The organism is Cyclobacterium sp., from assembly GCF_014762705.1.
Lineage (GTDB): Bacteria > Bacteroidota > Bacteroidia > Cytophagales > Cyclobacteriaceae > Cyclobacterium.
This window is the reverse complement of the sequence record NZ_JABURL010000033.1, coordinates 1-20,638: the sequence shown is the minus strand read 5'-3', so window position 1 is coordinate 20,638 and position 20,638 is coordinate 1. Positions and strand designations below refer to the sequence as shown.

The following is a 20,638-nucleotide window of genomic DNA, read 5'->3' as shown; positions in this document are numbered from 1 at the left end:
CCGCAGTAATGATTAACCAAAGCTGAACATTTGGTTTTTGAGGTGGTTTTGGAACAAATTTTTTTGATTTATTTTTATCACTCATCTTGATTTTTTTATTGCTATAAACTTTTTGTAGAACGAAATTAAAAAATGAAGGTTTAAATACGTGGCGATTAGTGATTGTTTATTTTGGTTACTTTAGCATCGCCCCAGAGATCCTCCAGTTGGTAAAATTCCCTCTTTTCTTTTAAGAAAATATGTACCACTACATTGACATAGTCCATTAAAACCCACTGCCGGTTATTTTTTCCTTCGCTTTTCCAGGGCTTTTCATTGTTGGTTTTAAAGACTTCTTCTTCCACAGCATTGGATATACCTTCTATTTGTGTGTCTGATGTACCTGAACAAATCACAAAAAAATCAGTCATCGTACTATTGATTTCTCTTAAGTCCATTACTACAATATCGGAAGCTTTTTTATCTTCCATCCCTTTCACTATTACATTGCTCAGCTCCTCTGCCGTCATATATTTTTTCTGCTGATTTAATTTAAATCCTTTTAATGCTTAAATTTCACTTTGGTTTTTAAATATCCTGATTATGGGATAAAATAACTAATATAAAATGCATAAAATCCTTGCCAATACCATTTTTCTGGGAAAAGATTTGGTAAACCTGACAGAGTGTCATTCCACCAATAGTTTTGCCGCTTCTATGATAAAATCCGGCCAATTCAGTGAGGGTACGGTTATAGTTGCTGAGGCTCAAACCAAGGGCAGAGGGCAGAGGAACAATTCATGGCATGCGGAACCTGGATTGAACCTTACATTTTCAATTATTTTTAAACCAAACTACCTTCATGTAGATCAACAATTCGATTTAAATATGGCAATGGCCTTTGGGGTACTTGAAGTTTTGCAAAACATACACCCTGAAATCCAAATAAAGTGGCCCAATGACTTTCTCGATATAAATGGAAACAAATTGGGTGGAATGCTCATAGAAAACACCATTTCCGGTAATTTGTTCGATACTTCAATAGTAGGAATTGGGATAAATGTCAACCAGATGGAATTTCCTGTTGAAAACGCGATTTCCCTGGCAGGTATTACCGGAAAAACTTTCGACCTGGAATGGCTATTGGAACAACTATTGGTTTCTATCGAAAAACAATACCTGTTGCTCAAAAATGGGTCTCAGCAGTCCATTAAAGACTCGTATATGGATCATTTATTCCAATTGGGCGTATGGGCCAGCTATGATGACGGAGAACCTTTTATCGGGAAAATCCTGGGGGTGGGTCCTTACGGTCACCTTAGCATTATGAAACAAAATGGAAAAATCCAAAGTTATGATTTCAAACAGATAAAATTCATTTAATGGCATGGATTTTCATTTGTGTCAACGAATACCTAAATTTGTTTCAATTTTAATTAAACTATATATAATGTCAACAATTAAATCACAAAAATACATTGCCTATAAGGTGAAAGACATTTCCCTGGCCGCATACGGAAGAAAAGAAATCAGGTTAGCAGAAAGTGAGATGCCAGGGCTCATGTCCTTAAGGGAGGAATATGGGGATGCTCAGCCGCTGAAAGGTGCCAGAATTGCAGGATGTCTGCACATGACCATCCAAACCGCAGTACTCATTGAAACCCTGGTTGCCCTGGGTGCGGAAGTAACATGGTCTTCCTGTAATATTTTTTCTACCCAGGACCATGCTGCTGCAGCAGTAGCTGAAGCGGGTATCAGTGTTTATGCATGGAAAGGACTAAATGCCGAAGAATTTGACTGGTGCATAGAGCAAACCTTGTTTTTTGGTGAAGAAAGAAAGCCTTTGAATATGATTCTTGACGATGGGGGTGACCTCACCAATATGGTTTTGGATAAATATCCAGAACTGGTTTCAGGAATCAAAGGGCTTTCCGAAGAAACGACCACTGGTGTTCACAGGTTGTATGAACGCATGAAAAACGGCACCTTGCCAATTCCTGCAATTAATGTCAACGACTCGGTTACAAAATCGAAATTTGACAACAAATATGGTTGCAAGGAATCTTTGGTAGATGCTATCAGAAGAGCAACGGATATCATGATGGCTGGAAAAGTTGCTGCAGTAGCCGGCTATGGTGATGTAGGAAAAGGATCTGCGGCCTCTTTAAGAGGAGCTGGTGCGAGGGTGATCGTTTCGGAGATTGATCCTATTTGTGCCCTGCAAGCAGCGATGGATGGTTTTGAGGTAAAGAAAATGGTAGATGCGGTAAAGGAAGCAGACATTGTGGTCACCGCAACCGGAAACAAAGATATCATAGGTGAAGTGCATTTCAGATCTATGAAAGACAAAGCCATTGTTTGTAATATTGGCCATTTCGACAATGAAATTGATATGGCCTGGTTAAATGGAAATTTTGGAAATACCAAGGATGAAATCAAACCTCAGGTAGATCTATACAATGTGGACGGAAAGGATATTATCTTATTGGCAGAAGGCAGATTGGTAAATTTAGGATGTGCAACAGGGCATCCTTCATTTGTAATGTCCAACTCATTTACCAATCAAACCCTGGCCCAAATGGAACTTTGGAATAATACCGATCAATATGAGCCCGGTGTTTACATGCTTCCCAAGCATTTGGATGAAAAAGTAGCTGCCCTGCATCTTAAAAAGCTCGGGGTTGAATTGGATGAATTGACTCCCGATCAGGCTGAATATATAGGAGTGAAACAAGTAGGTCCCTTCAAACCTGATTATTACAGGTATTAGTGAATTGCAAAAGAATGCGTAATATTTTTAAGCCCGGGCCATTTGTCCGGGCTTTTTGTTTTTTTATGAGCCATAAAGCATTTTTCCAGATTACTGTACATGGGAATGGCACAATGCAGGACAGCCTGTCAGAAAGGTTTTTCGGTTTTCAGAAGGAATCGGAGATGTTAATTTTTTTTTTAGCGCGAATATGATTTTCATCAGGCTATTCTTTCCTGATATTGCCTAATTTGCTTTTCTATAGCCAAAAGAAAGCCCCAATGACAAAATATTGTATTTCATTCAGTGAGATCCGCCATACAGATCTTGCAAGTGTAGGAGGTAAAAATGCCTCCCTGGGAGAAATGATAAGAAAAATGACACCTCTAGGAATTCGGGTGCCAATGGGGTTTGCGGTGACCGTGGCGGCTTTCCGGGCTTTTTTGAGGGAGGCTGAACTAGAGGCCCCACTTAAAAATAGTTTGGATTCATTGGATAAGGATACGCTGAGCAATTTACCTGAAGTGGGGAGAAAATGCCGGAGAATGATTCTTTCTACAGCCATACCGGATCAAATACAAGCTGAAATACAAGCATTTTATTTGAAATTGGGTAAAAACAAATCGGTGGCAGTAAGAAGTAGTGCCACTGCAGAAGATCTTCCTTCTGCAAGTTTTGCCGGGCAGCACGATAGTTTTCTTAATATAAAAGGTCCAAAGGCCTTATTAGAGGCAGTGAGGAATTGCTATGCCTCTCTATATAATGACAGGGCCATAAAATACCGATTGGATAATGGGTTTGATCATATGGATGTAGGACTTTCGGTGGGTGTGCAGCATATGGTCCGCTCTGATAAGGGCAGTGCAGGTGTAGCCTTCACCCTGGATCCCGAATCCGGATTTGACAATGTGGTATACCTTACTTCTGCCTGGGGACTGGGAGAAATGGTGGTGCAGGGGGCAGTAAATCCCGATGAATTTTATCTTTTCAAACCCTCCTTGGCCAAAGCCTTATCTTATCCCATCCTACAGAAAAAGCCAGGTGCCAAAGAACACAAAATGGTTTTTGCTAAAGATGGCAAAAAGCCTTTGAAAATAGTTCCAACCACTGCAGGGGAAAAGACGGGGTTTTCTCTTGAAGAATCTGACTTGATTCAATTGGGAAAATGGTGTCTTGAAATAGAAAAGCTTTACGATACACCAATGGATATTGAATGGGCGAAGGATGGAAAATCTGGAGAATTAAGCATTGTCCAGGCCCGTCCAGAGACCGTACATAGGAAAAAAGCCTTGACACTGAAAACGTACCACATGCCAAATAAGCCAGATCCCCTATGCGTAGGAAAGGCAGTAGGAAAGGCCATAGCCAGTGGAAAGGTGGTTATTGTTAACTCACTTTCCGATGCTTCAAAAGTGGAAAAAGGGGATATCATAGTGGCTGATATTACCAATCCCGACTGGAATGCCTTGTTAAGAAAGGCCATTTGTATTGTTACCAATAAAGGTGGAAGGACCAGCCATGCTTCTATTGTGGCCAGAGAACTAGGTATCCATGCCGTGGTAGGTTGCGGGAATGCGACTGAAAAGCTTAAAGACGGTCAGGTCGTGACCGTATCTTGTGCGGAGGGTGATGAAGGGGAGGTTTTTGATGGAAAGTTGGATTGGGAGGAAAGGGAAGTTCATCTGGGGGATTTAAAGGAAACCAAAACACGTGCAATGTTGATCCTGGCCGATCCTGACAGGGCTTTTCAAATGGCCATGTATCCACAACAAGGGGTAGGATTGTTGCGAATGGAATTTATTATTTCCACAGCCATCAGGATCCATCCTATGGCATTGGTAAGGTATGGGGAAATGGTTGAAAGCCATGAAAAAAGGGCCATACATGCGCTAACTTCAGCTTATGAGAACAAAGAACTATATTTTGTAGAAAAATTGGCCGCTTCGGTAGGTATGGTCGCAGCCGCATTTTACCCAAAGGAGGTAATAGTACGCATGAGTGACTTCAAATCCAATGAGTACAGGGAACTGATTGGAGGAAAATACTTTGAACCTGAAGAGGAAAACCCCATGCTGGGTTTTCGGGGAGCGTCCAGGTATTACCATGGATTGTATAGGGAGGGATTTGGACTGGAATGCCGCGCCATGAAAAGGGTGCGTGAGGAAATGGGATTGGACAATGTGAAGTTGATGGTTCCTTTTTGCCGAACGCCTGAAGAAGGAAAACAGGTGCTCAAATGCATGAAATCTTTTGGTTTGGAGCGTGGAAAAAAGAACCTGGAAATTTATATGATGGTTGAGATACCCAGCAATGTCATATTGGCTGAAACCTTTGCAGACCTGTTTGATGGATTTTCTATCGGTTCCAACGATCTGACACAATTAATTTTGGGTGTGGACAGGGATTCTGAACTGGTTAGCGGCCTTTTTGATGAAAACAATCCGGCAGTAAAAGAAATGCTTGCCAGGGTTATTCGGGATGTCAAAAGAAAAGGAAAAATGATCGGGCTTTGTGGTCAGGCACCCAGTGATTATCCTGAATTCGCAGGGTTTTTGGTCGATCAGGGCATTGACAGCATATCATTCAATGCCGATGCCTTGATTGGAGGTATTAAAAATATCCAAAAAGCGGAAAATAAGTAAGTTGAAGACAGATTGGGTAAAAAAGATTTGTTGCGCAAGCTGGTAAAGGTTAATTTTAACCAAATAAATCAAACGCATGAAATCTTTATCCTTTATTTTTATCCGCTTGGGAGTTGGGATCAGTATGCTTGGTCATGGTCTGGTCAGTATTCCAAAAATAAGCAATTTCAGTAGTGGAATGGTCGATAGTTTCGATGGATCCTATTTACCTGAATTTATTGTTGTTCCTTTTAGTTTTGTACTGCCTTTCCTGGAATTTCTACTGGGATTAATGTTGCTTTTGGGTTGGCATACAAGCATGGCAGGTATTTTGGGTGGAGTTTTGATGCTTTTTCTGATGTTTGGCACATCTATGATAGAGAACTGGGGTGCCTTACCCTCACAGATGATTCACTTATTGTTTTTTATTTTGGTTTATGAGTTTAATGACAAAAACGCGTGGGCCATCGACTGCATTTCTTTAAAAAAATAATTTAACATGATCGACATAGATGATTTAAAATTCCATTTGCCTTTCATTACCGATTCCCGATTACTTGAAGCAATGGGCAAGGAAGCAAAAATTATAGAAATCGATAAGGGAAAATCCATTATGGAGCCCGGTCAATTTATTAAAATGGTTCCCATTGTCCTTGAGGGAAGTATCAAGGTGCTTCGCATGGATGAAGAAGGGAAAGAATTGTTTTTGTATTACCTGGAGCCGGGCGAGACCTGCGCCTTATCGCTGACTTGCTGTTCGGCATCAAAGCCTAGCGAAATAAAAGCTGTGGCAGAAGAGAAGACCACCCTTTTGGCTATTCCCGTCCTCAAACATGAGCAATGGTCTGATGAATTCAAACAGTGGAAAGACTATGTTTCCAGCACCTATCAATCGAGATTTCAGGAAATGCTCAAAACCCTGGATGCAGTAGCTTTCAAGCGTATGGATGAAAGGTTGATGCGGTACATTGTCACTAAAATGAAACAGGCAAAGGCCAATGAACTCCACATTACCCACCAGGAAATTGCAACCGAATTGGGCACTTCCAGGGAGGTTATTTCAAGATTATTAAAGCAATTAGAAAATAAAAAGTGGATTGAACTGGGTAGAAATGTGATCTATATAAGAGATGATTTCGAAGAGTTGATCAATAAATAGAAACAATTATTTTTGTTTTATAGGCTTTGGCCATTAAAAATTATTTTGGTTATAATAATTTACTTTATTATCAGCTCATTTTTTTAGCTTTGAATAGAAGAAAGTTATCCCCTGGATCGATTTTATGAAAAGGACAAGTGCTTTCATATTGTTATTATGGAATCTTTTGCTGTTTGCAGACCTCAAGGGAGAAAATGATCCGGAAATTTCGTTCAGAAAACTGAAAACCGGCCAAAACCTCTCCAGTGGAAATATTCAGACAATTTTTCAGGATAGGGATGGGTACGTTTGGTTTGGAACCAATAATGGACTTAATCGCTACAATGGGTCCACGCTTAATGTGTATTATAGTGACGAAGGTGATTCAAGTACCGTAAGTAGCAGTTCTATTTACAAGATATTTCAGGGTCCGGACGGAGATATTTGGTTAAAGGATTTTGAAAGGGTTTTTAATATCTACAGGAAGGACAAGGGGATTTTCGAAAGTGATATGGAGAAAATAGCCTTTCGGTATAATTTGAGAAGCAAGGATATTAGTAAAGTTTTTGAGGATTCGAAGGGTGATTTTTGGTTTCTGCATCCTTACGAAGGAATGACCCATTATAAAAGTGACGTCAATAAATCAAATTATTTTTTTCATAAAGCTTCTTTAGAGGGAAGCCTGAGCTACAATTCAGTTACCGATATTCAGGAGGACACAAAAGGCAATTTCTGGGTTATTTATGACAATGGTTGGATTGATATACTTTCCGGTGAAAGCTTGAAAGTCATCAAGGAAGTCCAGGTGCTCCCCGATGCCGATGAAAACCTGATATATAATTTTGAACTGGTGATGGATGAGTCAGGTGATGCCTGGGCATTTTGTCCTGATTATGCACTGGGAGTATTTCATGTCAGTGCTGAGGATTATTCCGTACAAAACATCCATGAAAAATCACCAGGCCTGAGATTAAATAATGCTTTGGTCAAATCCGTTATGGCCTTTTCGAAGGATCAGGTATGGGTGGGGACGGACCATGGTGGGATCAATATTATCGATAAAAGAAAAGGAAAAGTCCGGTATTTGGTCAACAATCCTGAAAACCCTCAATCATTATCTCACAATGCTGTATATGCCTTGTATTTGGATCAAGATGGAATTGTTTGGGTAGGGACCCACAAAAGAGGAATTGATTTGTATCATCCTCATTTTAGTCGCTTTGGCACGGTAAGGAGGGAAATTGACCCCAATAATCCTATTCCAAAGAATGATGTAAATGCCATGGAAGAAATGACCGCAGGGCGGATCATTATGGGGTCAAATGGTGGTGGCTTATGGCAATACGATCATTCTTCAGGAGTATGCCTGGACCTTATTGACCAAACAGGTTTGGAAGGTGATATTCCGCCTCCGGACCTTGTGGTGGTTGACCTGTTTACAGACAGCTTTGGAACACTTTGGATAGGAACCTACCAAAAAGGCTTGTATGCTTTTGACGGAAAAGCATTCAAACATTATGCTGCCTCTACGGAAAAGGAGGGTGCCCTCAGGGATAATAATGTTTGGAAAATTTTTGAAGATAGTAAGGGCAGGTTATGGATAGGTACCTTAAGGGAAGGACTATTTTTACTGGACCGGAAAAATGATACTTTTTTGCCATTTTCCGCCGGAGTAAACGGGGTTTCCTTAAACAACAAATATATTACTGGAATCAATGAGGATTCCTTTGGAAATATTTGGGTTAGTGGAAGCAGAGGGATTGATGTTTTCCATCCGGAAAAAGGATATCAGCAGTATTTTTCAGGAAATGAAAACGACCAATCAGGATTGAAAAATCACAATATTTCAGAAATCATCCGGGATCCATATGGCATAATTTGGGTTGGATCTAGTGGAGGTTTGTTTTATTATGACGAAGAGGCAGGAATATTTCATGGCTTTGATCAGTCCAATGGTCTTGAAAACCATTTCCTGGTCAGTTTGATTGCGGACCAGTCGGGGGATTTATGGTTAAGTTCACAGGAAGGACTCACCCAGGCAAAAGTAAACCGCAGCAATAAGGAACTCCTATTGGAATTTCGGTTTTTTAATACCGGAGATGGACTTCAAGGTAATTACTTCAATAAAAATGCTGCTTTTTTATCGGATAGGGGAGAAGTCTTTATTGGAGGTTCCGATGGGGTTAATTTCGTAAATCCCGTTAATTTTCCATTTATTGAAAAGGAACCAGAAATTGTATTTACAGAATTTCAATTGTTTAACCAAGCCATTTCTGTAAACCAACGCATAAATGGCAGGGCAATATTATCTTCCAATTTAGATAAAAAGAGATCCATTCAATTGAAACATCATGAAAACATTTTTTCAGTTTCATTCTCTTCATTAAACTACCTCAACCCGGAAAAGAGTAGGTTTTTATACCGTTTGGAAGGCTTTAATAAAGATTGGGTTAAATTATCCAAACCTCCTTTTAAGGTTTCCTTTACTAATCTGGATCCGGGGAATTATACTTTAATGGTTAAAGCGACCAATGCAGATGGCATTTGGGGGGAGGAAGCGGCTTCTCTTTCTATTGAAATTCTCTCCCCTTTTTGGCTAACCCCATTTGCCTATTTTTTGTATGTTATACTATTCATATCCATTTTTTTACTGGCCTGGAGGTGGTTTGTTAATCAGGAACGCCAAAGGCTCCAGCGCCTGGAAGAAATAAAGGAAAACCAAAGGTTGGCTGAATTGGATCAAATGAAAAGCCGGTTTTTCAACAATGTGAGCCATGAGTTCAAAACCCCGCTTACATTGATTTTGGCACCGATAGAAAAGATAATAATGGATAGACCAGAAAGTCCTGAAATCTTTCAATTCACTACCATTCAAAAGAATGCCAAAAAACTCCTGCTTATGGTCAACCAATTATTGGAAGTAAGGAATATGGAAAGTGATTCCCTGAAATTGGAAACCTCAGAAGGGGAGATCGTTGCATTCATTGAAGAGAATGTACGTGCATTTCAGAGTTTATCGGTCAATCATCAAATCGGATTGACCTTTGGATCAAATGTAAGAAGTATACCTACTTCTTTTGATCCGGATAAAATGAGCAAGATCATTTATAACCTGTTGTCTAATGCTTTCAAATTTACCCCAAAAGGAGGTGAGGTGAATGTTGGCTTGGAATTTCAACAACAGGGTCTCCGCAATGGCTTATTGAAGATCAATGTTCAGGACTCTGGAGCAGGAATGGGTAAGGAAACCTTGAACCGGATCTTCGACAGGTATTTCACGCTGAATACAGCAGGAAATCAAGGTACAGGTATTGGATTGTCTCTGGCACAAGAGTACACAAAACTTCACGGTGGATTAATTGAAGTGGAAAGCCAGCCCGGGCGAGGCACCTTATTCGTAATTTCCCTGCCGCTTTCCATAAGAGAAGGCTACCTTACCTGGGAGGAATTTTTTATGGATACAGGAAAGGAGGAATTAATTTCTTCCGGGGTATCCCAAATTAGTGGCGATAGGCCTACTTTGCTGCTGGTGGAAGACAATCATGAATTGAGGCATTATTTGGCAGAGGTACTGAAAGAAATTTATATTGTGGACCAGGCAGGTAATGGTAAAGAGGCATTGGAGAAAGCTTTCAGCAAAATACCAGATCTCATCTTGTCGGATATATTAATGCCTGAAATGGATGGTATTGCATTGTGTTCTGCGATCAAATCAAATATTAAAACTTCGCATGTTCCAGTAATTCTGCTTACAGCAAAGACAGCAGAGGAGGATCATTTGTTGGGACTTGACTCGGGATGCAATTTATACCTCGAAAAACCCTTTAGTCTGGAAATACTTCTTTCGGCTCTCAAGAACCTTTTGGAAGAAAGATCACGGTTGCAAAAACATTACCGCAAAATTATTTCGGTCCAAACCAGTGCTGCTGAAATGGAATCCCTGGATGACAAATTGATCCAAAAGGCAGTTGCATTGGTTGAAAGGGAAATCGAAAACCCGGATTTTTCTGTTGAAATATTGAGCAAATCTTTGGGCATGAGCCGGGTTCACCTGTATAAAAAAATCAACTCGCTTACGGGTCAAAATCCGCTGGAATTTATCCGGTCTATACGTTTGCAAAGGGCAGCGCAGCTTTTGGAAATGAACCAATATACCGTTTCAGAGGTAGCCTATAAGGTAGGGTACAACAATGCCAAGTATTTTTCAAAACACTTTAAAGCCAACTATGGTAAACTCCCATCCCAATTTCAAAAAAATAATGAAAATGAATAATCTATACTGCTTACTTTTCATATCCTGTGTTCTGGCCTCATGTGCTGCACCCCAGGCCGATCCACCGGAACCAGTAAATCCGGTCCCCCATTCAAGACAGCTTGAATGGCAGGAGTTGGAGTTTTATGCTTTTGCCCATTTTAATATGAACACCTTTACCAATATGGAGTGGGGTATGGGAAATGAAGACCCCGCTTTATTTAATCCTACAGATTTTGATCCGGCACAATGGGCAAAGGTCTGTAAGGAGGCTGGAATGAAAGGAATTATTATTACGGCCAAACACCACGACGGCTTTTGCCTGTGGCCCACAGCTACCACTCCCCATTCTGTGAAAAATGCTACCTGGAAGGATGGAAAGGGTGATATCATCAAAGAGGTAGCTGAAGCATTCCGAAAGGAAGGACTTAAATTTGGGGTTTACCTTTCACCCTGGGACAGAAACCATCCGGACTATGGAAAGCCGGAATATATTGAGGTATTCAGGCAGCAATTAAGAGAATTGCTAACCAATTATGGAGAGATATTTGAAGTTTGGTTTGATGGAGCAAATGGAGGTACAGGATACTATGGCGGGGCCAATGAAGAGAGAAGGGTGGATAAAAAAAACTACTATGATTGGCAAAACACTTATGCCATCATTAGAGAACTTCAACCCAATGCAGTGATATTTGGTGATGCAGGCCCTGATGTCAGGTGGGTGGGTAATGAACATGGATTTGCCTACGAGACTACCTGGTCCAATCTGATGCGGGATTCGATCTATGGGGGTATGCCTGAATATGCGGAAAAATATGCATCCGGACAGGAAAATGGGACCCATTGGGTACCTGCAGAAGCAGATGTTTCCATCCGGCCGGGTTGGTATTACCATGAATATGAAGACCATAAGGTCAAATCCCTTCCACAACTTTTGGAAATCTATTACAATAGCATTGGCAGAAACAGTTCTCTTTTATTGAACTTTCCTATTGATAAAAGGGGGAAAATTCATGAAAATGATGTCAGCCAACTCATGAAACTGGTAAATAAAATTAAAGAAGATTTTGCATCTCCGTTACCCATTGATGCAGATAATTTATCGGCCAGCTCCAGCAGGGGAAAGGGTTTTGAGGTTCAGCAAATTTTAAATGAGGAACTGGGTAACTTCTGGGCTGCTGAAGAAGGACAAACCTCAGCTTCTATCACTATTGACCTCCCCGGTCCGGTTGTTTTTAACCGGTTTCTTGTTCAGGAAAACATCGCTCTGGGTCAAAGAGTCAAATCCTTTGACCTGGCAGTGCAGCAGATAGATAATTCCTGGAAGAAGATTGCTACAGGTACTACCATTGGATTTAAAAGAATTTTACGATTGCCGGATACTGAGGCCAGATCTATCAGGTTTACCATTAATAATTCAAAAGATAGTCCGACGATCAGCCACCTGGCCTTTTTTTACGCCCCCAGTTTGCTGCTTCCTCCTAAAATCAGCAGGGAAAAATCCGGTATGGTGAGTATGGAAGCCTCCGAAAAAGGGCTGGAAATGTATTATACCCTGGATGGGTCTGATCCTGCTAAAAATGGACAATTGTATACCGGGCAATTTGAAGTTTTGGAGCCCACCTCCATCCATGCTATTTCCAGGGATCCACAGGCGAAGAAGTTCAGTGAACCTGTACAAAAGGAATTTCAGCTGGCAAAGAAAGACTGGAAAGTGATGGAGCCCGGAGAAAACGCCACACAGCTTATTGATGATAATGCCAGTACCAATTATTTCAGTAATCAGGATAGGGTCACTATTGACCTTGGTGCCACTTATTCCCTAAAAGGTTTTACTTATTTCCCCATGCAGAACAGGTATTTGTCAGGTTTGATCCAATCATTTTCTTTTCTGGTAAGCAAGGACGGGGATAGCTGGACGGAAGTCAGCAAGGGGGAATTTGGTAACATTGCCAACAGTCCAATAGAACAACGGGTAATTTTCCCTACAGTGGAGGCCCGCTATATTCGGTTAAAAGCATTGAGTAAACTGGATGATCAGCCGGCTAGTTTTGCCGAAATAGGAGTGTTGATCGAATAAACAGGTAGGCTATTTTATTTATACCTATAAAAATTGCATTTGTCTGTAATATAATGCGGTTAGTTTGGAAATTGGCTTATTTCTTGTACCTTAATAGAAAGAAATTTTCATTAACCAAACCAAAAAAAGATGTTGACTTGGGTAATTGTGTTTTTAGTGGTAGCATTGATTGCTGCTGTATTGGGCTTTTCCGGGCTCGCTTCCGGATTGGCTTCCATTGCCAAAATAATCTTTTATTTATTCCTGATTTTATTGGCAATAAGTTTAATTGCAGGGGCCTTAAATGGGTTTTAAAAAACACAGGAAGCCACCTACACAGTTGGCTTCCTGTTTTCTCAATCAGGTTAAACTATAACGGTTGAGTGAGCTCTGGCACAGGAGGTACATGGACTACCTGTTCCAAAAAGTTGATCGATTCTTCTAAAACTGCTTTCCATTGGTCGGTTTTAATATCCGAGGCAATGACATGGTCTCCAGCTTCCGGAAAGCTGGTTTTCCGTTTCAGTTGAGCAGGAGTGTTGATCTGGTCAAACATTTCGAGCATGGCAGGCACGGATACCACACGATCCTGATTTTCCTCATCCTTATAATAATATCCCAGAAAAAGAGGCTGCTCTACTTTTTCGAAGGTTTCCTTATTCATTTCACTTTTTACCAAAATGCCAAGGCTGGTATAGGCATTGATATGAAGCCTGTTGGCCCAGTATTTCCCTTCCTCCTCTTCTCTTGGAACTACCATTACCCCATTTTCTGTCATGGTTAATTCCATCAATTTTTTCATCCAGGGCTGAAATAAGGGGTCGAGCTTGTCTCCATATATGGCGATACAGGGTGAGTACAATAGCACAGCATGGATATCAGGCCGTTCTTCTGCAAGAACCAATGATAATGCTCCACCCATTGAGGTACCGATCACGATGACCTGCTCTCCGAGTTGTTTACTGATCATGAAAGCTTCCCGGACTCCCTGAACCAGCTTAGATGCATTCAAATACTCAAAAGCATTTGGCCTTTCGATACCATGTTCGGGCAACCGGCTTAAAAAAAGATTGGCCCCGAAATGGGCTGCAATTTTCCTGTGAACGGGGTCACCTTCCATTTGGCTGGCTCCAAATCCATGAACATAAAGGATACTGAAGGGTGTTTTTTCTTTTTTTGTGCTGTCAGCCCACAGGATTCTGGCCTGGTTATTGGCTTTTAAGCCTTTAACCGTATCCTCTTTGGCCCTGATAAAAGCTTCCAGTTCTGCAAGATCAGTTGGGACTTCAGGATAGGTTCCGGACAGGTCCTGTGTACTTTCCCTGGGTCCCAACATGTAAGCGATTACCAATAAGATGGCTAAACCCATTAGCCAGGGGATGATTCTTTTCATCTGTTTATAATTTGTTTTCTAAGGCCACATGTAATTTCGCATACTGCCCCGATACTTACCGGTACAGCCCTCCCTGTTCCGTTTGCGTCATGCCAGGTTTCATGTACTTACTTTTTGATGTCCTCATAGGAGGCGACTACACCTCTTACCATAGCAGAACTAAATCCATGGTGTTCCATTTCATTAAGACCTTTTATGGTGGAACCCTTGGGAGTGGTGACTTTATCTATAGCTGCTTCCGGGTGAATCCCTTTTTGAATGATGAGTTCAGCTGCTCCCTTTACGGTTTGATTGACTATCTTGTTGGCCGTTTTCGCATCAAAGCCTATCTGTATTCCCCCTTGTGTCATGGCCCGCATAAACCGGAGCACGAAGGCCGTCCCGCAGGCTCCCAATACAGTAGCGGCTTCCATCAGGTGTTCTTCTATAGTGATGGATATACCCACGCTGTTGAATATGGATTTAACAACCTCCTCAGATTCAGGAGTGAAATTCTCGCCACAAATGCAGGTAATGGACTCTTTGATATCTGCTGCAATATTTGGCATCACCCTGAAAACAGTGGTGCCTGGCTCCAATTCCTGCTTTATGCGCTCAATGGTAACTCCTGCGGCCAAAGAAGCAATTACCTGCTTTTTCTTGTATAAAAACGGTTTGATCTCCTGCAAAACAGGTTTGATGTTATAAGGCTTAACTCCCAAAATGACAAAATCAGCGTCTTTTACAGCCTCCTTATTATCTGCCAAAACGGTAACTCCCTGAGATTGCAGGTAAAACAGGCTTTCAGGGTGTCTTTTGGTAACTGTCAGGTTTTTTCCATCAAAACCTGAACTGGACAATAATCCGTTTACAATAGATAAGCCCAGGTTCCCACAGCCAATGATGGCAATCTTTGTGTTTTTGTCCATTTCTGGTCCTTTAAATTAAAATTCAGTGTTAAAATTAATCAATATTTGTGGATAAATTCATTTAATTTATTCTGATCCCGGTTGAATTTGCTGGGTGTAAATGTAAAAATTGGGATCTGCTTCTATCATTTCTTTTTCTATCAAGTCAGTTGTACTTTGCCATTCCGATGTAGGTTTTAACCAATGTGTTTTACCATTCTGGCTGATTTTCAATGGCATGGCAAAGTCATCTACCACCTCTTTCCAACGGAAAAAAAGCTGGCCGTCCTTCCAGTAAAACTGGAACAAGGGAACATCGGCGGTTCTCAGGTACTGATCAAAGAAGGGTTGAAGGGGCAATCCGGTCCTTTCGGCTAGAAATTCTTCTATATTATTAGTTGACACCGTCTGATGATAAAAGGTTTCGTTCATTTCCCTAAGGATATTCCTCCACTTTTCATCATCAGCTATCCATTGCCTCAGGGTGTGCAAGATATTGGCTCCTTTAAAATACATGTCGCCCGATCCCCGCTGATTAACCTCATAGTCACCAATAATGGGGATGTCGTTTTTTATCACCTGCCGGGCACCCTGCAGGTAGGCATTACCGGCATTAATGCCGTAGTGATAATCCAGAAACAGGCTTTCGGAATAGGTAGTGAAGCTTTCATGGATCCACATATCGGCAATATCCCGGTAGGTAATGTTATTGGCAAACCATTCGTGCCCGGCTTCATGGATAATGATATAATCAAAGGTCATTCCCCAACCGGTTTCACTAAAATCTTTCCCCTTATAGCCCTGCTGGTAGCCATTACCGTAGGTTACGGCAGATTGATGCTCCATACCCAGGTAAGGCACTTCAATCAGTTTGAACCCGTCCTCATAGAAAGGATATGGGCCAAACCAATACTCAAAAGCACGCATCAGCCGGGGCACATCTTTAAACTGTACCCTGGCTTTATCCAGGTTTTCTTTGAGTACATAGTAATCCAGCGTCAAAGGGCCCTTCTCTCCCTGGTAATCCTCAGAAAAATGAGCATAATCGGCAATGCTGATGTTTACGCCATAATTATTAATGGGATTGGACACAAACCAATGGTAGGTGCTGGTACCATCCTCATGTTTTTCTGTCTTTCTGAGCCTCCCATTCGATATGTTCATTAATGGATCAGGAACCTTCACACTGATCAGCATGCTGTCAGGTTCATCATACATATGGTCTTTACAGGGCCACCAAAGACTGGCCCCATCTCCCTGGTTTGAATTGGCAATGAAAGGTTTTCCTTTTGCGTCTTTCTTCCAGGTAAGGCCACCACTCCAGGGAGGGTTGGGACTGATTCTAGGATTACCTTCATAGGAGATTTCAAGATTGTGAACGCTTCCCGGTTTTTGTGGAGAAGGAAGTAGTACGAAATAAGCATTTCCTTCTTTTTTATAGGTCAGTACCTTTCCATCCTGCCGGAAGCTCCTTATTCTCATCGGCTCCTGTAGATCAATTTGAAGCAATTGTCCTTCCCGGAGCACTTTATAATGTACGGTATTTGTTCCTTCAATGGATTTTTTTCTTGGATCCACCTCAATATCCAGGTGGTAGAATACCAAATCCCACCATTCCCTTTCAGGGGTGATGCTTCCTCTCAGGCTGTCCTGTCTGGTATAGGGAATACCCACTTGTTGTGCATGGGTTATTGGGAGGGGAAAAATCAGGCATAGAAAAAGAGCAAAAATAGATGTAGACTTAAAATCAAGTGATAATTTCATAAGTTGGGGAGCAATTATTCGTAACGGTCAGTGATATCAAGTTTTTCCAAATCAATCATAAGTTGAGCCACTTTTTCTGTGACATCCTTAAAAAACCGTGCTCCTTTTTCCTTACTGGAAGCTTTGGGGTTGCCAATGCCGGTATCTTCGGTGACCATGGACCATTTTCTCTCTGCCCAGGCCCAGCCTTCCCTCAGGGCTTTGACTTTTGATTTTTTTTCTGCTCCATCACCTGTTTCTGCCAGGGGACCCACCAGGTGGGAATGAAGGTGCATGATCAGGCTTGTTTCCATTTCATCGGCATGGTCCCCCATGTGGTCAAAATATTGAGTTTTGTCAAGTGCCTGGAACCAATTGCAGGTGCTGAAAAACATGTCGGGAAATTGAAGTCCAATTTCTCTCAGGATGGTTTTGAAATCATTTCCTCCATGACTGTTCAATATCAACAATTTTGGAATTCCCTGCCGGTGTAAAACGGTGGTCAGGTCTTTGATAATGGCCAGTTGGGTGCTGGGGTTGAGATTCATGTCCAGGTAAATATCGGCTTGCCCCGTATTCACACCAAAGGGAATGGTGGGTAATATCATTACTTTTGCTCCCTTTTCCCAGGCGATTTTCCCGGATGCAGCCCCGACAGCGTCTGCTTCGTAAATATCGGTACCATAGGGCAGGTGGTAGTTATGGGCCTCGGTGGCTGCCCAGGGGAGTACCGCCAACTCAATTTTTTCTTTTTTCAGTGCTTTCCAATTGGTTTCAGCCAAAATATAGGGTCTCATGATCTTGGTTTGTTAATTTATCTGGTCTCCATTCCTAAAATGTAAATAAACCATATTTTTTCAAAAATTCCTTCTTCTATGGTCAATGACTTTATTTAAATGGCTTCCAATGCAGGCAAAGCAAGGAATTACAACTTACCGCTGTCTGTAGCCCTTTTCTAAATGGAATCCCCGCCAGATAACCGGAAAAATTTCACCTAAAAGTATTAATAGCATTTCTAACAAATCCTGTCTGAATGATTGAGGAGTTCTGGGCTTGGATTAATCCATAGGAATGGCCAATCCTATTTTATCCTACCTGATAAAGTTCTTCCATCCGTAAACAATACATACCAAGCCTGCTCGGGATTTGAATATTTCAGCAATAATCTCATGGATTATTCATATTGTCTGGCGATTTGTTCCAGCCTTTTTTGAATGGTATTTTGGTCTATCCATTGTCCCCTGGCCATTACCCCAATCGGATTCCTCAGATTTTCCAGGTTGTCCAGGGGATTGTCATTGACCAAAATTAAATCCGCTTCCATTCCTTTTTTTATTTCTCCAAAATTCCCGCCGAAGAATAAAGCAGGGTTGATGGTTCCAATCTGAATGGCTTCCAGGGGGCTCAAGCCTGCATCTAGCATGCCCTGCAACTCATGATGTATGGAAAATCCGGGTACATTGAAAACCTGGGGCGCATCTGAGCCAAGGAGTAGGCCTTGTCCATCTTTATGTAAGGCTTGTATCAGTTGGTACCTTATTTCCTGGAATTGTTGCCATTTTTCTTTTTCATAGGAATCTCCTTCAGTCAGGTTATTTTTGCTTTCAATCCAGTTGTTTCGTGTTTCAGGAGACATGAATTTCATTTCAGGCTGGTTGACCAATTCCTCTGCCGGTATGGGAGAAAACCAACGGTCGAAAAGGGCCTGGGTAGGCACCACCCAAACCTTATTTTTTTTACTCATCGCTACCAGTTCCGGAATGCTTTCCATTTTGGCCAGGTTGGTGAAATTGTATCCGAAAAATCCATTTTCTGTTGGGTTAACCCCTGCGTCTTCAGGAACCAAACCTTCCAGAAAGCCATCTACATGGTCCACCGTTTGGTATCCGTTTGCTAAAGCATGTCTGATTCCTACCAAACTGGACACGTGTCCGGCATAAGGGATCCCCACTTCCTTAGCAGTTTTGACCAGGGTGTCAAATACATGCTTTCGGATGCCCGGGTGAAGTTTTAGAAAATCATAACCTTCCCGGGCATAGGTGCTCACCTTTTCGCGGGCCTCTTCAGGAGTCCGTACGGTATTGCCGTTTAAAGAAGGACTTGAGGTATAGATTCGTGGAGAAAGGATTTCCTGATTGGCTGCTTTTTCCCTGAGTGGAAGATGGACCGGATTGCCCAACATCCCTCTGATGGTGGTAATTCCGTTTGAAAGATACAAGAATAATGTCTCTTGCACCAGGGGCTCATTCCATTCCCCGGTGGGAATATGGGCATGCATTTCCGCGAGACCGGGTAAAAGATAATGGTTGGAAGCATTAATGACATTTGCCTGTCCCCAATCGGCCGGGTTTCCGGCTGGAATAACCTGATCGATTACCTGTCCATCAATGACCACATGACATTTTTCTATTTCACCCGTACGGACATCAATGACATGTACATTTTCAAATACAGTGGAGGTTTCACTTAGGTTATATTGCTGGGTCTTTGGCCCACAGGAGAAACTCACTAACAGGACAGTGATTAAATGCATCAAATATCTCATAATCTTGTGTTTTAAGGCTTAAACAAACTGGGTCTACAGCTTAAACCAATAGTAAAATTTTCCCTATATGTGTGGAGCTTTCCATCAATTGGTGCGCATGTCGGGCATCTGCCAATGGGAATGCTGTATGAATTATGGGTTTAATCTTGTCCGGAAAAAGAGGCCAAATTTGGGCCATTAACTGTGTGGCAATGTGACCTTTGTAGGCTACAGATTGGGGTCTTAAGGTAGACCCGGTCAGTATCAGTTCATTTTTCATAATCCTTATCAGGTCGACTTCACCAATTTTGTTTTTCATGGCATTGATCATAATGAGCCTGCCCTTAGGGGCCAATAGCCTGATATTTTTTAATGTATAATCTCCACCGACCATGTCCAGAATGATATCTATTGCGGCACCATCAAAATGGGTTTTAATTTTGTCCTCAAAATCGTCTTGCTGGTAATTGATAGCCATTTCAGCTCCCAAGGCGATACATGCCTGGCATTTTTCATCGGTTCCGGCTGTGGTAAACACTCTTCCGCCCAGGGCATTGACCATCTGTATGGTAGCTACCCCTATTCCGCTGCTGCCACCGTGAACGAGAACCTTATCGGCAGACCTGAATTTCCCCTTTTCGAAAACATTGTTCCAAACGGTAAAAAAGGTTTCGGGAAGGGAGGCCGCTTCTTCCAGGCTGATACCTTCAGGAATGGTTAAGCATTGGCTTGCCGGAGCTACCACGTATTCTGCATAGCCACCTCCTGCAATCAGGGCACAAACCTGGTCGCCTATTTCCCAGGTTTTCACTGTTTTTCCCAATTGCTCCACAGTTCCTGAAATTTCCAGGCCAGGTATATCTGCAGGTACACCATCCGGAGCCGGGTATTTTCCCATTCGTTGGGCCAGATCCGGCCGGTTTACTCCCGCTGCTCTGACTTTGATCAATACCTCATTTTCTCCGGGTTCCGGCTTATTTCTTTCTTTAACTTGTAATACTTCGGGATCGCCCGGCTCAGATATTACTACTGCTTTCATTTGTTTATAATTTGTTTTAAAAGGTCAAAACTTACCCTGTACCGAAGGTTGGGTTAGCCTGTCCCGACGTTAAGGAGAATCTCAAAACGATAATCGTCCCGCTGTGTGATGTTCTCCTTATGCTCCATTTCAGGGTTGCTTATTTGATGACCAATAAGGGCACATGGGTGTGATAGGCCATTTCCACACTGTGGCTTGGTCTGAATATTACATCAAAACATCACCGTACCTTTGAACCTTCCTCTTATACACAT

15 protein-coding genes are annotated in these 20,638 nt (G+C 41.8%); 8 read left to right on the top strand and 7 right to left on the bottom strand.

Translation table 11 applies throughout. The features are described 5' to 3' along the window. Nucleotides 1–155: 155 nt before the first annotated feature. A complete protein-coding gene (gene rsfS, locus HUJ21_RS06355; protein WP_291368108.1) occupies nucleotides 156–509 on the bottom strand; it encodes a ribosome silencing factor in 354 nt (117 codons plus the stop codon). Between the two features lie 97 nt (nucleotides 510–606). On the opposite strand from rsfS, the gene HUJ21_RS06350 reads away from it, so the two are divergent. From HUJ21_RS06350 to HUJ21_RS06315, 8 genes are all read left to right on the top strand, one after another. Next, the gene (locus HUJ21_RS06350) at nucleotides 607–1,362 is read left to right on the top strand and encodes a biotin--[acetyl-CoA-carboxylase] ligase (protein ID WP_291368107.1); all 756 of its coding nucleotides are present in this window, start codon (nucleotides 607–609) and stop codon (nucleotides 1,360–1,362) included. 67 nt (nucleotides 1,363–1,429) lie between these two features. Next, nucleotides 1,430–2,749, top strand: coding sequence for an adenosylhomocysteinase (ahcY, locus tag HUJ21_RS06345; protein WP_291368106.1), 1,320 nt, complete (start codon nucleotides 1,430–1,432; stop codon nucleotides 2,747–2,749). Between the two features lie 260 nt (nucleotides 2,750–3,009). Next, nucleotides 3,010–5,370: a phosphoenolpyruvate synthase gene (gene ppsA, locus HUJ21_RS06340; RefSeq protein ID WP_291368105.1), complete on the top strand. Its 2,361-nt coding sequence runs from the start codon at nucleotides 3,010–3,012 to the stop codon at nucleotides 5,368–5,370. A 76-nt stretch (nucleotides 5,371–5,446) separates the two neighbouring features. After that, the gene (locus HUJ21_RS06335; protein ID WP_291368104.1) at nucleotides 5,447–5,842 is read left to right on the top strand and encodes a DoxX family membrane protein; all 396 of its coding nucleotides are present in this window, start codon (nucleotides 5,447–5,449) and stop codon (nucleotides 5,840–5,842) included. 9 nt (nucleotides 5,843–5,851) lie between these two features. Next, a complete protein-coding gene (locus HUJ21_RS06330; RefSeq protein ID WP_291368109.1) occupies nucleotides 5,852–6,508 on the top strand; it encodes a Crp/Fnr family transcriptional regulator in 657 nt (218 codons plus the stop codon). A 124-nt stretch (nucleotides 6,509–6,632) separates the two neighbouring features. Continuing rightward, nucleotides 6,633–10,760 carry a two-component regulator propeller domain-containing protein gene (locus HUJ21_RS06325; protein ID WP_291368103.1) on the top strand — a complete coding sequence of 1,376 codons (4,128 nt, stop codon included), beginning with the start codon at nucleotides 6,633–6,635 and terminating at the stop codon, nucleotides 10,758–10,760. Then, on the top strand, nucleotides 10,753–12,819 hold the full coding sequence (locus tag HUJ21_RS06320; protein WP_291368102.1) for an alpha-L-fucosidase: 2,067 nt from the start codon (nucleotides 10,753–10,755) through the stop codon (nucleotides 12,817–12,819). Before HUJ21_RS06325 ends, HUJ21_RS06320 begins: the two co-directional genes overlap by 8 nt. 129 nt (nucleotides 12,820–12,948) lie before the next feature. After that, the gene (locus tag HUJ21_RS06315; RefSeq protein WP_166148263.1) at nucleotides 12,949–13,113 is read left to right on the top strand and encodes a DUF1328 domain-containing protein; all 165 of its coding nucleotides are present in this window, start codon (nucleotides 12,949–12,951) and stop codon (nucleotides 13,111–13,113) included. 55 nt (nucleotides 13,114–13,168) lie between these two features. On the opposite strand, the gene HUJ21_RS06310 is transcribed toward HUJ21_RS06315, so the two are convergent. The 6 genes from HUJ21_RS06310 to HUJ21_RS06285 all read right to left on the bottom strand — a co-directional run bounded on the left by HUJ21_RS06310 (nucleotide 13,169) and on the right by HUJ21_RS06285 (nucleotide 20,384). Next, nucleotides 13,169–14,191 (bottom strand): alpha/beta hydrolase, encoded by a 1,023-nt coding sequence (locus HUJ21_RS06310; protein WP_291368101.1) that lies wholly within the window; start codon nucleotides 14,189–14,191, stop codon nucleotides 13,169–13,171. Nucleotides 14,192–14,298: 107 nt separating this feature from the next. Further along, nucleotides 14,299–15,099 carry a pyrroline-5-carboxylate reductase gene (gene proC / locus HUJ21_RS06305; protein WP_291368100.1) on the bottom strand — a complete coding sequence of 267 codons (801 nt, stop codon included), beginning with the start codon at nucleotides 15,097–15,099 and terminating at the stop codon, nucleotides 14,299–14,301. 66 nt (nucleotides 15,100–15,165) lie between these two features. Continuing rightward, nucleotides 15,166–16,842 carry a M1 family metallopeptidase gene (locus tag HUJ21_RS06300; RefSeq protein ID WP_291368099.1) on the bottom strand — a complete coding sequence of 559 codons (1,677 nt, stop codon included), beginning with the start codon at nucleotides 16,840–16,842 and terminating at the stop codon, nucleotides 15,166–15,168. Between the two features lie 14 nt (nucleotides 16,843–16,856). Next, a complete protein-coding gene (locus HUJ21_RS06295; protein WP_291368098.1) occupies nucleotides 16,857–17,618 on the bottom strand; it encodes a creatininase family protein in 762 nt (253 codons plus the stop codon). A gap of 377 nt (nucleotides 17,619–17,995) precedes the next feature. Then, on the bottom strand, nucleotides 17,996–19,366 hold the full coding sequence (locus tag HUJ21_RS06290; protein ID WP_291368097.1) for an amidohydrolase family protein: 1,371 nt from the start codon (nucleotides 19,364–19,366) through the stop codon (nucleotides 17,996–17,998). A 40-nt stretch (nucleotides 19,367–19,406) separates the two neighbouring features. Next, nucleotides 19,407–20,384 carry an NAD(P)H-quinone oxidoreductase gene (locus HUJ21_RS06285; RefSeq protein WP_291368096.1) on the bottom strand — a complete coding sequence of 326 codons (978 nt, stop codon included), beginning with the start codon at nucleotides 20,382–20,384 and terminating at the stop codon, nucleotides 19,407–19,409. Nucleotides 20,385–20,638: the final 254 nt, after the last annotated feature.